The organism is Paenibacillus camelliae (genome assembly GCF_023715345.1).
GTDB lineage: Bacteria > Bacillota > Bacilli > Paenibacillales > Paenibacillaceae > Pristimantibacillus > Pristimantibacillus camelliae.
In genome coordinates this window covers 1-14,315 of sequence record NZ_JAMBNY010000003.1, presented here as the reverse complement: position 1 = coordinate 14,315, position 14,315 = coordinate 1, and the positions used below count along the sequence as shown (strand labels likewise).

10 protein-coding genes are annotated in these 14,315 nt (G+C 42.6%); 6 read left to right on the top strand and 4 right to left on the bottom strand.

The genetic code is table 11. The features are described from left to right. The first annotated feature begins 39 nt into the window (after positions 1-39). From M3180_RS07990 to M3180_RS07980, 3 genes are all read left to right on the top strand, one after another. On the top strand, positions 40-1,770 hold the full coding sequence (locus M3180_RS07990) for an extracellular solute-binding protein (protein WP_251666819.1): 1,731 nt from the start codon (positions 40-42) through the stop codon (positions 1,768-1,770). A gap of 77 nt (positions 1,771-1,847) precedes the next feature. Next, positions 1,848-2,738, top strand: coding sequence for an ABC transporter permease (locus M3180_RS07985; RefSeq protein ID WP_251666818.1), 891 nt, complete (start codon positions 1,848-1,850; stop codon positions 2,736-2,738). 15 nt (positions 2,739-2,753) lie between these two features. Beyond that, positions 2,754-3,638 (top strand): carbohydrate ABC transporter permease, encoded by an 885-nt coding sequence (locus M3180_RS07980; protein ID WP_251666817.1) that lies wholly within the window; start codon positions 2,754-2,756, stop codon positions 3,636-3,638. Positions 3,639-3,763: 125 nt separating this feature from the next. Here the strand turns inward: M3180_RS07980 and M3180_RS07975 are convergent, their stop codons facing one another. The 4 genes from M3180_RS07975 to M3180_RS07960 form a co-directional block, all read right to left on the bottom strand. Then, on the bottom strand, positions 3,764-5,812 hold the full coding sequence (locus M3180_RS07975) for a beta-galactosidase (protein WP_251666815.1): 2,049 nt from the start codon (positions 5,810-5,812) through the stop codon (positions 3,764-3,766). Positions 5,813-5,896: 84 nt separating this feature from the next. Further along, entirely contained in the window at positions 5,897-6,703 is an 807-nt protein-coding gene (locus M3180_RS07970) for a carbohydrate ABC transporter permease (RefSeq protein WP_251666813.1), read from the bottom strand. Continuing rightward, positions 6,703-7,578 carry a carbohydrate ABC transporter permease gene (locus M3180_RS07965; RefSeq protein WP_251666812.1) on the bottom strand — a complete coding sequence of 292 codons (876 nt, stop codon included), beginning with the start codon at positions 7,576-7,578 and terminating at the stop codon, positions 6,703-6,705. Before M3180_RS07965 ends, M3180_RS07970 begins: the two co-directional genes overlap by 1 nt. A gap of 23 nt (positions 7,579-7,601) precedes the next feature. After that, on the bottom strand, positions 7,602-8,918 hold the full coding sequence (locus M3180_RS07960) for an ABC transporter substrate-binding protein (RefSeq protein ID WP_251666810.1): 1,317 nt from the start codon (positions 8,916-8,918) through the stop codon (positions 7,602-7,604). A 257-nt stretch (positions 8,919-9,175) separates the two neighbouring features. Between M3180_RS07960 and M3180_RS07955 the strand changes: the two genes are divergently transcribed. The 3 genes from M3180_RS07955 (at position 9,176) to M3180_RS07945 (ending at position 13,591) form a co-directional block, all read left to right on the top strand. Continuing rightward, positions 9,176-10,717 (top strand): response regulator transcription factor, encoded by a 1,542-nt coding sequence (locus M3180_RS07955; protein WP_251666809.1) that lies wholly within the window; start codon positions 9,176-9,178, stop codon positions 10,715-10,717. Positions 10,718-10,721: 4 nt separating this feature from the next. After that, on the top strand, positions 10,722-12,470 hold the full coding sequence (locus M3180_RS07950) for a sensor histidine kinase (RefSeq protein ID WP_251666808.1): 1,749 nt from the start codon (positions 10,722-10,724) through the stop codon (positions 12,468-12,470). Between the two features lie 80 nt (positions 12,471-12,550). After that, the gene (locus M3180_RS07945) at positions 12,551-13,591 is read left to right on the top strand and encodes an agmatine deiminase family protein (RefSeq protein ID WP_251666806.1); all 1,041 of its coding nucleotides are present in this window, start codon (positions 12,551-12,553) and stop codon (positions 13,589-13,591) included. The last annotated feature ends 724 nt before the right edge of the window (positions 13,592-14,315 follow it).

Below are 14,315 nucleotides of genomic sequence, written 5' to 3'. Positions count from 1 at the left end.
TGCTCGCCCATATTGATATGAATTGAAGGGGGAATTGGTATGGCTAAACGGTTCATGTTAGTATCACTAGTTTTTATTTTATTGTTAAGTGCTTGCAGCAGTGGAGGAAACAATACTGAGAACGCAACTAGACATACTGATAATGGCAATAGCAGCACCAATGTTAGCGGTGAAAAAGAAGCAACGGAAGATGAAAGTAAGGAACAAGCGGATCCATTTGGGAAATATGCTGAGACGATTACACTTAACTATGGAAAAGAAGTAGACCCTACAGATAAAAGCTTGCCTGAAGGAGACACCCCAGAAAACAACCAGTATTCACGTTATATTAAGGAAGTACTGAACATCGATACAAAGGTAACGTGGCAAGCGGCAAGCGGCACGAACTATGACCAAAAAGTAAATCTAGCTATCTCTAGTAATGACTTGCCGGATGCGTTGATCGTCAAGGATTCACAGCTTAGAGCGATGGTAAAAGCGGGTCAATTAGCAGATTTAACGGAAGCATTTGAAAGGTACGCTTCTCCATCTGTGAAAAAGTTTATGGAGAAGACGAATGGCGTATCACAAAAGTCCGTTACGTTTGACGGAAAAATGTATGCGATTCCAAGTATTCAGGTGCAATCTGATGGTGTACATCAGATGTGGATTCGTAAGGATTGGCTAGACAAGTTAGGATTAGAAGCGCCTAAAACGATAGAGGATCTTGAAAAGGTTGCTAGGGCGTTCGTAGAGCAAGATCCAGATGATAACGGTAAAGACGATACGATAGGGATTGCTGGTCAGCAAAACGGAGGCAGACTGTATGCAAACTTTCTAGAATCAACGAACAATACGTACGGACTTGACCCGATATTTGGAGCTTATCAATCGTATCCTGGCTTCTGGCTAAAGAATGAGTCTGGCGAAGCCGTCTATGGTTCAATACTTCCTGAAACGAAGGAAGCACTTGCTAAGCTTAGAGATATGTATGCTAACGGGCTAATTGATAGAGAACTTGGAATTCGTAAAAGTGCTTCCGAAACAGTGACGGACGGTAAAGCGGGTATATTTTTCGGTCCATGGTGGATGGGTTATGGTCCGCTGCCTGATGCAATAAAAAACAATCCAGAAGCAAACTGGCAGGCTTATCTTTTGCCGCTAGATGCAGATGGGGAATTTAATGCACATATGGGTGCACCTTCTACACTGTTTGTTGTTGTTCGTAAAGGCTATGAGCACCCAGAGGCTGTCATTAAGATGTTGAATTTACTAGTTCGCGATGAGTCTACCTTTGATATTTCAGTGCCCATTGGTCATTATCCGCTGCGTGTTCCGATGTCTTACACCGATGAAAGTGAATATTCGGCTCAAGCACTGAGAGAGGTGCTTGCAGGTACAAAAACCGCTGCAGACTTCACGGATCCAGGCTACAAGCTACTTGCAGCTGATATTGCAAACATTAAAAAGGTAAAGAAAGAGCCTTATGACAATTTGGATATTGAATATTGGGATCCGAAGGCTGACGAAGGTACCTGGAAGCGCGCGTATTCATTACTTGTAGGCTCCTCTAGCTTAACGCAAGATTATAACAAGATTTACAGCGTCCTATACTCTCAAACGAAAACAATGGAAAGTCGTTGGACGAATCTGAAAAAGCTCGAAGATGAAACCTTCCTCAAAATTATTATGGGTGCAGCGCCAATCGATGACTTTGACAAATTCGTAGAGGATTGGAAGAGGCAAGGAGGAGACATCATTACAAAAGAAGTTCAAGAGCATGTGAAATAATCTGATGATTCTATGCAGGGTGCAGGATGGATTGCTCTGCATCCTGCAAGCCGTATAGAGTGAAGGAGGAAAATAACATGCGAAACCAAAGCTTCACGAAGCACTACTATATTATGCTTCTCCCCGGCTTTATCTGGCTGTTGCTGATCAGTATCATCCCGATGTTTGGCATTGTGATCGCATTTCAGGATTTCAACCCCGGAAAAGGCTTTTTTCAATCAGAGTGGGTCGGATTAGATAACTTCGAGTATATGTTTGCACTAAATGATACACCTGTAATTTTCTTTAATACGGTATTTATTGCAGTTATGAAAATGATAGGGAACCTCATTGTTCCGTTAATATTTGCGATTATGCTAAATGAGCTTAGAATGATGCTTGTTAAGCGCTGGATTCAGACCATCGTATACTTGCCTCACTTTTTATCTTGGGTAATCTTATCAGGGATATTGCTCGATGTATTCTCCTATACAGGCCCCATTAATACAGTGATGACGTTTATTGGGCTAGATCCTATTTTGTTTTTTGCTCGAGCTGATTTGTTTCCCTTTATTATTGTCGCGAGTGATGTTTGGAAGGAGTTTGGTTTTAATACCATAATCTACTTAGCCGCGTTAACGAGCATTAATCCATCACTTTATGAGGCTGCTGCGATTGACGGAGCTGCTCGTCTTCGAAGAATGTGGCATGTGACTTTACCAGGGCTACGGACGACGATTGTGCTGCTTGCGGTGCTAAGTCTGGGCAATGTATTAAATGCCGGCTTCGATCAAATCTTTAACCTCTACAATCCACTTGTTTACTCCACAGGAGATATTATCGATACATGGGTATATCGTGAAGGCTTGCTGAATATGCAGTATGGTCTTGCCACGGCAGTAGGTCTGTTAAAATCAGTAGTTAGCTTTATATTAATTATTGTGTCATATCAGTTAGCCTCAAGGTTTGCCAATTACCGTATATTCTAATAAAGGAGTGGGCTCATGCTAAGAGAAAACACATGGAGAGCGAAGCTATTCGACCTTACATTGTTAATCGTACTGCTTCTGATCGCATTCCTTTGTTTACTTCCACTATGGTATACGTTAGCCGTTTCACTTAGTGAGAAATCGGCAGCAGCAGCGGGACGAGTATGGCTATGGCCGGTAGGCTTTAACTTTAATTCGTATAAACAGATTATGGGGGATGGCTCATTTTTTAATTCCTTTTGGATATCGATCCAGCGTGTCGTATTAGGTGCATCCGTAACCTTCTTTATTACGACCTTAATGGCCTATCCACTTTCAAGAAGTACGAAGGAATTTCGGATGCGGAATGTGTTTATGTGGATACTTGTATTCACGCTATTGTTTAACGGAGGTTTAATACCTTGGTATATGACGATCAAGGAGCTAGGCTTATACGATACCATATGGGGACTTGTGCTTGGGGGTGGTGTGCCCGTATTCAATGTTATCCTAATCGTTAACTTCTTCCGCAATCTACCTAAGGAGCTCGATGAGGCTGCTCTTGTTGATGGTGCAGGGCCGTGGCGAATGCTGCTCACTCTTTATATTCCCTTGGCTGTACCTGTACTTGCAACCGTTACGCTGTTTACCATCGTGTATCATTGGAATGAATTCTTTCATGGGCTGGTATTAACCTCTGGCCAGGAGAATTATCCATTACAGACGTTAATTCAACAGTTTGTCGTTGTCATTAATACTGCAAATATGACAGAGGATCAATATAAACGAATGAGCGAGCTCTCAAATCAAACATTAAATGCAGCGAAAATTTTTATTGCGATGGTTCCGGTGCTAATCATTTATCCGTTTTTACAGCGGTTTTTTATTCACGGCATTACGCTAGGCTCTGTGAAGGAATAGTCTTATTCAATTAATGACAAAAAGCATAAATCGGAGAATTTCATTGTACAACAAAACAGCCAAAACCACGAAAGGTTTTGGCTGCCTGTTGAATAGCACACGCTTGTCACATAAGTGAAGCTATATTATTTATTAGTTGTTACGATAAGCATCTCATACGGTGCTAGCGTCCACTGCTCTTGGGTCAATTCTGGACGCGTACGCGCGATAACGCTATATGCTTCATCAAGCGCTGGAATCGGTACAGCTGCATTGCTGAAGTTATGAATGAAGATGTACTTTGTTGCATCATCTTCACGGCTAACCGCATAGACAGAAGACGGAAGCTGTACAGGCAGAGCCGTTTCAAGTGTTAGCTTATGAGCTAGCTCACGGTAGAAATCATCATAGAAGCTATCTTCAAAGTGGCTGCCGATATGGTACGCTTCACCTTTAGCGAATGAGTTGCGTGTCAGCACTGCACGTCCTGCATAGAAGTCATCTTTGTACGTAACAATCGCTTCAGCACCCTGCAAATGAACAAGATCGCACAGCATCGTGCAGCTATAGCTGCCAGATAGTACACCTGTCGCAAGAGATTGCTGTACAACACCCGCATTGGATTCGTGGTCATACAAGCCGTCGATTTCTTCACTTACAAGTCCAAGCACATCTGTTAGCCCATGAGGAGCATCACCCATAAACATTAGGTCGTTCTCATTAATCATGCCTGTCCAATACGTCGTTACAAGCGTTCCGCCTGCTTCTACGAACTTACGAATTTTCTGTTCAAAGCCTGCGCGCAGCATGTACAGCATCGGTGCAACGACGATTTTGTAGCCGTCAAGCTCGCATTCCATATCAATGAAATCAACTGAGATGCCTTGCTTTGTAAATGCACGGTAATGTGCTTGAACCTCTTCAATATATCCCATGTTTTTGTTACGAGGGCCTTGAGAGTCTTCTACAGCCCATTTGTTCTCCCAATCGTATACGATGGCAACCTCTGAATGAGTGTTCGATGCAGCGATGTCAGGAAGACGTGTAAGCAAGTCACCAAGCTGAGCAACCTCCTTAAACACACGTGTATCCGAGCGATCGTTATGAGATACGACAGCGCCATGCAGCTTTTCGCTGGAGCCGCGGCTTTTTCTCCATTGGAAGTATTGCACGGAGTTCGAGCCGTGAGCGATTGCTTGCATCGAAGATAACAGGTGCATGCCCGGTTTTTTCAGCTTCGAGACACTTTGCCAGTTTGTGCTTGATGGTGTGCTTTCCATTAGCAGGAATGGCTGCTTCTTAATTGAACGCATTAGATCGTGCATCATCGCTGTATCTAAGCCGATAGCAAAGTCATCTGTTTTATGCCATGTTGGGTAGTTGTCCCAAGAAATAATATCTACATCATTTTTGAACTTAAAGTAGTTCAGGCCATTGAAGTAATACATAAAGTTAGCTGTAATCGGCATATCCGTGTTATAAGGCTTCACTGCTGCAATTTCGTGATTCATGAAGTCTTGCGTTTGATCGGATACGAAACGCTTCCAGTCTAGGTTCATCCCATGAATCGCGTTTTCACCATGTGGCGCAGGAGATTCAACATCAGAGAAATCGTTGTACGTATGGCTCCAGAACGTTGTCCACCATTGCATGTTCAACTCTTCGATCGTACCGTACTTTTCCTTAAGCCAGCCGCGGAAAGCCTCTTGGCAAAGGTCGCAATGGCACTCGCCGCCATACTCATTAGAGATATGCCATAGCTTAACACCAGGGTGCTTCGCATAACGCTCAGCAAGCTTAGCATTAATAATACCAATCTTCTCGCGATAAATAGGAGAAGTGTAGCAATGATTGTGTCGTGCACCGAACAGGTTGCGCTGACGGTTAGGAGCTACGCGCAGCACCTCTGGATACTTTTTAGCAAGCCACATTGGTCTTGCGCCAGAAGGCGTTGATAGAAATACAGATATACCGTTTTCATAAAGAGAGTTAATAATGTTGTCCATCCATTCGAAATCAAACACTCCCTCTTGTGGTTCAAGCTTTGCCCAAGAGAACATGCCAATCGACATCACATTGCTGTTTGTTGCTTTCATATATTCAATATCTCTAGCTAGAATTGCTGGGTCATGCAGCCACTGCTCTGGATTGTAGTCTGCTCCATGTAATAAACGATCTGAGAATTGTAGTGTCATATTCCGATCTCCTCTACCTCATAATATTGGACAAGCCGTTCTTCAGTAGCGAAGGACGGCTTGTTTTAGGTTGTACAGAAAGAATTACTTTACAGAACCAAGCATCCCCTGAACAAATTGCTTTTGCAGCAAGAAGAAGATAAGGACGGTTGGCAATGTTGAAATAACAATTGCTACCATGATAATACCATAGTCTGGATTATAGGACGATGCAAGAGAAGACACAATAAGTGGCAATGTTTTCTTCTCAGGTGTTTGCAGTGCAATCAATGGCCACAAGAAGTTATTCCAGTTTGCCATAAATGTGATGATCGCTGCAGCCGCATACGTTGGCTTCATCGTCGGCATATAGATGTGAGTGAACAGCTTCCACTCATTCAATCCATCAACTCGACCTGCTTGAAGCAGCTCACGAGGGAATGATTTTGTATTCTGTAAGAAGAAGAAAATCATAAACGCCGTCGTCGCTGTCGGAAGAATAACCGCCGCTGCTGAATTCAGCAAGCCCCATTGGCTAAACATCTTAAACAATGGAATCATAATTGCAGCAAATGGCATCATCATAGATAACAATAGAAAGCCGAATAGACGGTCTTTATTTTTTGAACGATAAACCTCGAAGCCGTAGCCGGCTGCAGAACATAGCAGTAAGGTAAGGACTGTACCAATGACTGCGATAATTAGGGAGTTTACAAATGCATCCCCAATTGGGCTACCTTCAAACAAATTACTAATGTTAGCACCAAAGTTGGACCCAAAGCTAAAGCGTCCTTTGACAATATCACTGGACGTGTTCGTCATCCCCATGATCATCCAAAGGAAAGGAAATAACGACACGATAGAAGCAATAATTAGAAACAAATGTTTACCGATTGAAGCAATATGTCTCATTATTTCTTTTCACCTCCGATTTTCATTTGGATGAATGCAAGAACCGCTACAATAATAACGATCGCATAGGATACCGTTGCTGCATAACCGAAGTTAGGTGTATACATGAACGACAGGTTATAGATGTACTGAGAAATCGTCATCGTCGAGTTACCAGGTCCACCGTTAGTAATGTTTACGACCTCATCGAACAATTGAAGTGTACCATTCGTTGAGATAATTGCTGTAAACAAGATGATTGGTTTAACCATTGGAATCGTAATCGAGAAGAACTGACGAAACTTAGAAGCACCATCAATCGATGCAGCTTCATAAACACTTGGATCAATGTTTTGCATTGCGGAAAGATAGAAAATCATATTATAGCCTGTCCAGCGCCATGTAATTGCCGCAATTATTACAACACGAGCCCAGACGGGATCCATGAGCCATGCAATAGGTTCGTTAATAATATGCATATTCATAAGCAGTTTATTGAAAATTCCATCAACTGCAAACATACTTTTGAAAAGTATGGAGTAAGAAACAAGAGATGTTACACATGGTAAAAAGATTGCTGTACGATAAAAGCCTTTAAACTTCAAATTAGGTTGGTTAAGCAAGTGGGCAATAATTAAGCCCAAAAAAAGCATAATTGGAACTTGAACAATAAGATAAAGAATTGTGTTGTACAATGCTTGTCTGAACATAGGGTCAGACAGAAGTCTTGAATAGTTGCCTAGTCCAACGAATTCAGATACATTACCTTTTCCAGATTCAAAGCTCAGGATAAAGGACTGAATCATTGGATAGAAGCTGAATAGTAGAATTAATGCGGATGGCAGTAGTACAAACTGCCATCCGATTAGAGAGGATTTATTTAACTTGCCTCCCATTTTATCACCTGCTAACGATTAGATTATTGTACCTGTTGTTCAAATAGCTGTTGAATGTTAGCAAGACTTTTTTGAAGATCTGCACCATTCAAAATGCTTGGAAGCTCATTTTTCAAAGCATCCTTCGCTTCTTGCGTGTACATACCTAGAGAAATACCAGGTACTTTTGTAGACCATTCTGTAAAGTCAGCATAGATTGCTTGGTTACCGAAGAATTCAGATGTTTGTTGGTATGCTTCACTAGAGAATGAAGGGATATAAGAACCAACACCACCAGCTTCAGTTAGGAAACGCTCATAGAATTCGCTGCTGCCGCCGATTGTAGCGCCAAGGAATTCCATTGCAAGCTCTTTGTTTGCAGATTTATCAAGAACGAACCAGCTTGAACCACCTTCGTTAGAAGCGTTCACGCCGCCTTCAATGTCAAGACGTGGTGTAGGCGCTACAGCCCATTTACCGCTTTGGTCTGCTGCATCCATGATAGACGCGATTTGCCATACGCCAGATACTACAGTTGCTACGTCACCAGAGTTAAAGCTACCTACGAATTCACTCCAGCCAGTTACTGGCTTAGCAATACCTGAATCAGAAATTGCTTTGTAAACACGAAGTGTTTCAGTCATAGCAGGGTTGTCAACAAAGTTACCTTCGTTTTCAGGAGTGATGTACCAGCTGCCAGCAGATTGAAGCAATACAGAAGTTAGTGCCTCATCGTTAGGGTTGATTGTAGACATGTACTTACCAGTTTTTTCTTTAACAACTTTACCAATCTCGATGTACTCATCCCAAGTGATATTTTCTAGATCTTCAGCTGAGAATCCAGCTTCTGACAAAATATCTGTACGGTAGAACAAGCCAGTTACACCGATATCGAACGGAATACCGTAAATTTTGTTATCTACAGTAAGAGCGTCAACTTTGTATTGAGAAAATTGGCTGTAATCTACAGAGCTATCTGTGAAATCAGCGAATGTTCCTGGGTAGGAGTTAACATATTTTTGGATGTTAGGATCATTAACCAAAATAATATCCGGTAGACCTTCAGTAACACCTGCAGCCAAGTTTGTGTTTAGCTTTTGCTCAAGGTCAGTTTTTGACATATCCACAACTTCAATTTCGAAATCAGGATGTTCTTGCTTATAGATTTCAGCAGCAATATTTAGTGCTTTTCCGTTAAAGGATGGGTCCCATGCCCAAGCTACAACCTTTTTGCTGCCGCCTTCAGTTGAATCACCAGTAGTGTTGCCTGCGTTGTTGTTTGTGTCATTACTTCCGCAAGCAGCTAAAGTTGAAGCCATTAGACCAGCGACTAGTAATGATGAAAGTGCTTTCTTCTTCAATCGTTACAACCCCTATCTTTTTTTGTTTTTGTGTACATTCTCATTCTAAAGAAAACAAAACAAGCTGTATAATAACTATTTTGTCCTTTCGTGCTACAAATTATAGAAGGATGAAATCGCTTAATTTTTTACTAGTACTAATTTTGTATCGTAGTAAAAAATTTGGATAACATGTTTTGGTAAAGCTAAAGAGTGTACTTGCTCCCCAAAATGAATTATGTTAAAGGGAAGAATTATCGAAAAAAGAGGGTGACAGCATGACAGCATATCGTGTAATGATTGTTGATGATGAGGCGATATTTCGGACGGGCCTTACACATTTACATGATTGGGCGAAGGATGGAATTGAAATCGTGGCACAGGCTGCGAATGGAGCAGAAGCGCTAGAGCTTATGGAGCTAGTTCAGCCTCATGTTGTAATTACAGATATTATGATGCCGATTATGGACGGAATTGATCTTGTGAAAAATGTAAGAAAAAAATATCCTGACATCAAGATGATCATATTAAGCAGCTATAGTGAGTTTGAGTTAGTACGAGAGGTGTTCAAGTACGGAGTAGATGATTATTTATTAAAGCCGAAGGTCACTGTGGAGGAGCTCGTTACATTAATACATAGCTCCTGTGAGACTTCACAGCTGAAGCGTGAATATGCAGCGCCGCTTCTTAAAGAACCTTCTATTATAATAAGTCAGTGGTTTGAGCAGGAGGAGCTGGCGCTTAGTGATCGGCATGATCTGCTGTCGCAGCTGCCAAAGCAGCAGTTCAGCTTGCTTGTGACAAGTATTGCGATGCTGCAAAGCTTAACAAACACTAGTCAGTACGAGCTTGAGCAGTATATACTTCAGCAATGCTATGAGCATTTTTCTAAGGTGACACATATGGCGGTGTTCACCAAGCATGATGTGTCTGTTGTGCTGAACTACGATATAGATGAGGAGCCAATGCTAAAGCCGCAGTTGGTTGCCTTTATTAAAGCAGTGAATGAAAAGTATGATACGTTGAAATTTGTTCATTCCAATAGCATGGACAGCCTTGATGAGCTGCAGGCAAAATATATGAGGCTCAAGCAGCTGATGACGAAGGCGATTTATTTCAATAATCGAAGCCTAATTCTCGAAAACGAAATAAAGCTGGAGCATACAGATGTATCCTTTGACCATGATGGATTTGTAAATGCGATCAAATGGTTCACCTTCAACCAGGCAAGAGAGCAGCTGACGAGCTATTTTTCAGATTTAAGTGAGGTACAAGGCTTAGATGAATATTCACTTAAACGTTTTATTCAGCTCATTATCTATACGATTATGAGTGCGCTTGAGCATTTGCATTTACCGTTCACCGAGCAGAGTACAGAAAAGTTAAAGTGGTTTAAGCGAATTGATCAAGCGATCGTTGTTAACGAGCTCCAGAACATTATCGGAGAATTTATTGATATGGTTGAGCAGCAGGTGAACGAGCGTAATGATCAAGGAGAGATGAATACGCTCAACCAAATTATTGATTTTATTCATGAGCATTACCAGCAGGATATCTCTTTAGCCGAGCTGGCGGAAACCTTTCATATGAATTACAGCTACTTGTCCTGGTACTTTAAACAGCGAACGAATGAAAATTTAACGGCTTATATTAATAAAGTGCGGATCGAAAAGGCGAAGGAGCTTTTAAAGTATACCGATGACACGATCTCTCAAATCAGCTCAAAGATTGGATTCTCTGAGCATAATTATTTTTCCAAGGTATTCAAAAAATTCGTTGGAATGACACCGGTCGAATATCGTCACCAACAGCAAAGGTGAGGCTATGTTTAAACGCAACAGTATCTTTATGAAGTTTTTCCTTGTCGTGCTTGCAGCGACGCTTGTTGCTTCTGTCCTATTAACGCTCGCAGCTTCTCAAATCTCTGAGCGAATACTGTTAAATCAGACGACACAGAACGCTAAAATGAATTTACAGCTGGTTAGGGCTGAGCTGCTAAAATACAATGAGCAGATCGTCAATACGATGGTGCAGATTAATGTGAGTGATGCGTTTAAGCAGTATTTAACGAAGCCTGCTGATTCAACGCTTGAGCAGCTCAATATTGTGATGAATTTGGGCAACTACATCGATACGTACAAAGATTTTCTCAGTCCAGATAATACGCATTTTATTGTGGCAGGAGTTGGGCGCAACGAGAATCGAAATTATTCGAGCAATGCTTTGAAATGGGACAAGGTTCCGCCCAATATTATTGAAAACTTTATGATCGAGGACGGCTTAGTTGCACAAAAGGTGATGTATCACGGCAGTCAGCATATCTTTAACGAGACAGTGCCTTACGATCACTATATATTCGCAACGAAGCCGCTTATGGATCGGCGCACGATGTATGGGTATGCGATTGTTATTATGGATGAAGCGACGATCTATGAGCGATATAATGCATATGTGACGCCCGGCTCGATGATCTCGCTTGTTTCCTCTGATGGAGCGATCCTATCAAGCAGTAACCGCAAATTGACGAGCACGCAGGATGCTAATCTGTTGGAGCATGCAGTGATTGCTGATAACGAGCAATACTTTGGGATGAAGTCTAAGGCAGGCTATACGTATCTATCATTGTACATTCCGGAATATGATGCTTACCTATTACAGGAAATCGACCAAAATGTTGCTTTCGCTGCTTTAAAGAATATTGGCTATCGGATGGTACAGTTCGTACTTGCCCTTAGTGTCGTCGTTATGTTCGTCGTATATTTCATCACTAAACGGATCACGAAGCCGCTCTATGAGCTCGTTGATACGATGCAATCTGCTCGGGCTGATGCTTTGCAGCCGCATCCGCTGCAGGAGAAGACAAGCTATGAGATTAAGGCAGTAACGAAGACATACAATCATCTCATTAAAGAAATCGATAATTATACGAAACAGGTCATGCATGAGCAGACAGAACGGCGCAAGGCAGATCTAAGCGCGCTGCAAATGCAAATTAATCCGCATTTTCTATACAATACATTGACTTCCATTAAATATTTGGCGAAGATGAATCGGATTGATGACGTGGATCGTACGATTACTAGCTTAAGCACAATGCTGCAAAACTCAATCGGCACGACGGAGGATGTTATCACGGTTCAGCATGAGATTGAAAACCTGAAGCACTATGTGTACATTAATCAAATTCGCTATGGGGATCAGATACAGGTGCATTTTGAGGTACAGCGTGAGTGCCAACAGCTGTTAGTGCCGAAGCTTATTATTCAGCCATTTGTAGAAAATGCTTTCTTTCATGCTTTTCCTGGAGCGAAGAAAGGTAATATTTATGTGTTTGTAAGACAGAACGAGCAGCGCTTGCTGATCGAGGTGCTTGATGATGGAGTAGGAGCAGAGGCTGCGGCACAATACATGAAGAAACGACCCGTGTCAGGTATCGGTATTGAGAACGTCCACCATCGCATTGTTCTCCTTTACGGACCGAAATATGGGGTGACGATGAATAGCAGCAGTGAGTACGGTACAGCAGTAAAAATAAGTTTGCCGATCCTTCAAAATATTAGCATCGAACCTTAGCGAGTTTTGCTGTATAATGATAGCGGTGTTCAAGACATTTATTATTTAATATTCATTAACATAGATAAGCGGAGGGAATTATGAATCCTAGATCTCAACAGTTTACGATGCCTGCAGAGTGGACAACGCATGAGCGTACGTTTATTTCATGGCCGATTCAAGCTTCGATGTGCTACCCGGAGCAATATAAGGAAGTATGTTCAGCTTATGCTGAAATTATTATAGCTATGGCAGAGTTTGAGCCCGTAACCGTTGTTGTAAATGCTGCCGATCAGGAAGCAGTACGTGGGTATGTGGAAGGCGAGCATGCACATCCCATTGATCTACTAGTCATTGAGCATAATGATGCATGGCTGCGTGACAATGGACCGACCTTTGTTACGTCTCCTGATGGCAAGCTGGCAGGTGTAAATTGGGGATTCAATGCATGGGGAGGCAAGTATTCTCCTTGGGATTTGGACGATGCAGTCGCACCGCAAATTATTCAGCATGTAGGGGCGATTCAGTTCGATGCGCCGCTTGTGATGGAGGGTGGATCGATTCATACCGATGGTGAAGGTACGTTGCTGACGACGGAAGAGTGCTTACTGAACAAGAATCGTAACCCTGAGCTTTCCCGTGAGCAAATCTTTGAGCTGCTGAAGCAGTATGTCAATATCGATACAGTCATCTGGCTAGAACGCGGCTTAAGTGGCGATGAGACAGACGGTCATGTCGACAATATTGCATGCTTTGCAGCACCGGGTAAGGTGATCCTTCAAGTATGTCACGATGAGAATGACGATAATTTTGCCATTACGCAGCGTAATTTACAAATATTGAGCGAAGCCGTCGATGCGAAGGGGCGCAAGCTTGAAGTGATCGAGATTGAGCAGCCACCGGCTGTTTACTATGAAGGCGAGCGTCTAACGCTTAGCTATCTAAACTTCTACTTCGTTAATGGCGGAATCATTCTGCCTGTATTCGGCGGAACAGCGGAAGAAACCGATAAGAAAGCGATCGAAGTGCTAGCAGCGCTCTACCCTGATCGTCGCATTCGCACGATCAATGGGATGGGGGTTATACGGGAGGGCGGGAACGTACACTGCACAACCCAACAACTCCCTTTAGCGGTCGTGTAAAAACTGGACTTTGATGACGATGTAATGCGTTGTAGCTTAGTCGGCATCGAATCTTGAACGCTAGCGAAAACTCCGGTGCTCACGTACCAATAACGTACGCTGCGCTCCTCGTTTTCTACTAGCGTGCAAGCTTCTTGGTCCTGAAAGCCCAGCTTTTACACCTTTATTGGAAGAGGTAGTTAAAAAGTCCGACTTTGATGACGATGCTGAGCGTTGTAGATTAGTCGACGTCGAATATGGAACTCAGCCGAAATTTACGGTGCTCACGTACCAATAACGTACGCTGCGCTCCGTAATTTCTAGCTTCGTCCCATCTTCTCGGTCCTGAAAGCCGAATTTTTGAGCCTCTATTGGAAGAGGTAGTTAAAAAGTCCGAAGTTGATTACGAAGTAGCTCATTGAAGTGAACTCGGCATCGAATATGACAGGCTACCGAAAACTCCGGTGCTCACGTACCAATACCGTACGCTGTGCTCCTCGTTTTCTAGTATCCGGTCATCTTCTCGGTACTGAACTCCGAACTTTTTAACCTTTATTGGAAGAGGAGAGGTCGTGTAAAAACTGGACTTTGATGACGATGTAATGCGTCGTAGCTTATTCGGCATCGAATCTTGAACGCTAGCGAAAACTCCGGTGCTCACGTACCAATAACGTACGCTGCGCTCCTCGTTTTCTACTAGCGTGCAAGCTTCTTGGTCCTGAAAGCCCAGCTTTTACACCTTTAT

What these genes read in the sequence shown, in the direction of transcription:
- M3180_RS07990 (WP_251666819.1), top strand. Translation starts at nt 40, where the DNA reads ATGGCTAAACGGTTCATGTTAGTATCACTAGTTTTTATTTTATTGTTA.
- M3180_RS07970 (WP_251666813.1), bottom strand. Translation starts at nt 6,703, where the DNA reads ATGAGACATATTGCTTCAATCGGTAAACATTTGTTTCTAATTATTGCT.
- M3180_RS07980 (WP_251666817.1), top strand. Translation starts at nt 2,754, where the DNA reads ATGCTAAGAGAAAACACATGGAGAGCGAAGCTATTCGACCTTACATTG.
- M3180_RS07945 (WP_251666806.1), top strand. Translation starts at nt 12,551, where the DNA reads ATGAATCCTAGATCTCAACAGTTTACGATGCCTGCAGAGTGGACAACG.
- M3180_RS07955 (WP_251666809.1), top strand. Translation starts at nt 9,176, where the DNA reads ATGACAGCATATCGTGTAATGATTGTTGATGATGAGGCGATATTTCGG.
- M3180_RS07985 (WP_251666818.1), top strand. Translation starts at nt 1,848, where the DNA reads ATGCGAAACCAAAGCTTCACGAAGCACTACTATATTATGCTTCTCCCC.
- M3180_RS07965 (WP_251666812.1), bottom strand. Translation starts at nt 7,578, where the DNA reads ATGGGAGGCAAGTTAAATAAATCCTCTCTAATCGGATGGCAGTTTGTA.
- M3180_RS07975 (WP_251666815.1), bottom strand. Translation starts at nt 5,812, where the DNA reads ATGACACTACAATTCTCAGATCGTTTATTACATGGAGCAGACTACAAT.
- M3180_RS07950 (WP_251666808.1), top strand. Translation starts at nt 10,722, where the DNA reads ATGTTTAAACGCAACAGTATCTTTATGAAGTTTTTCCTTGTCGTGCTT.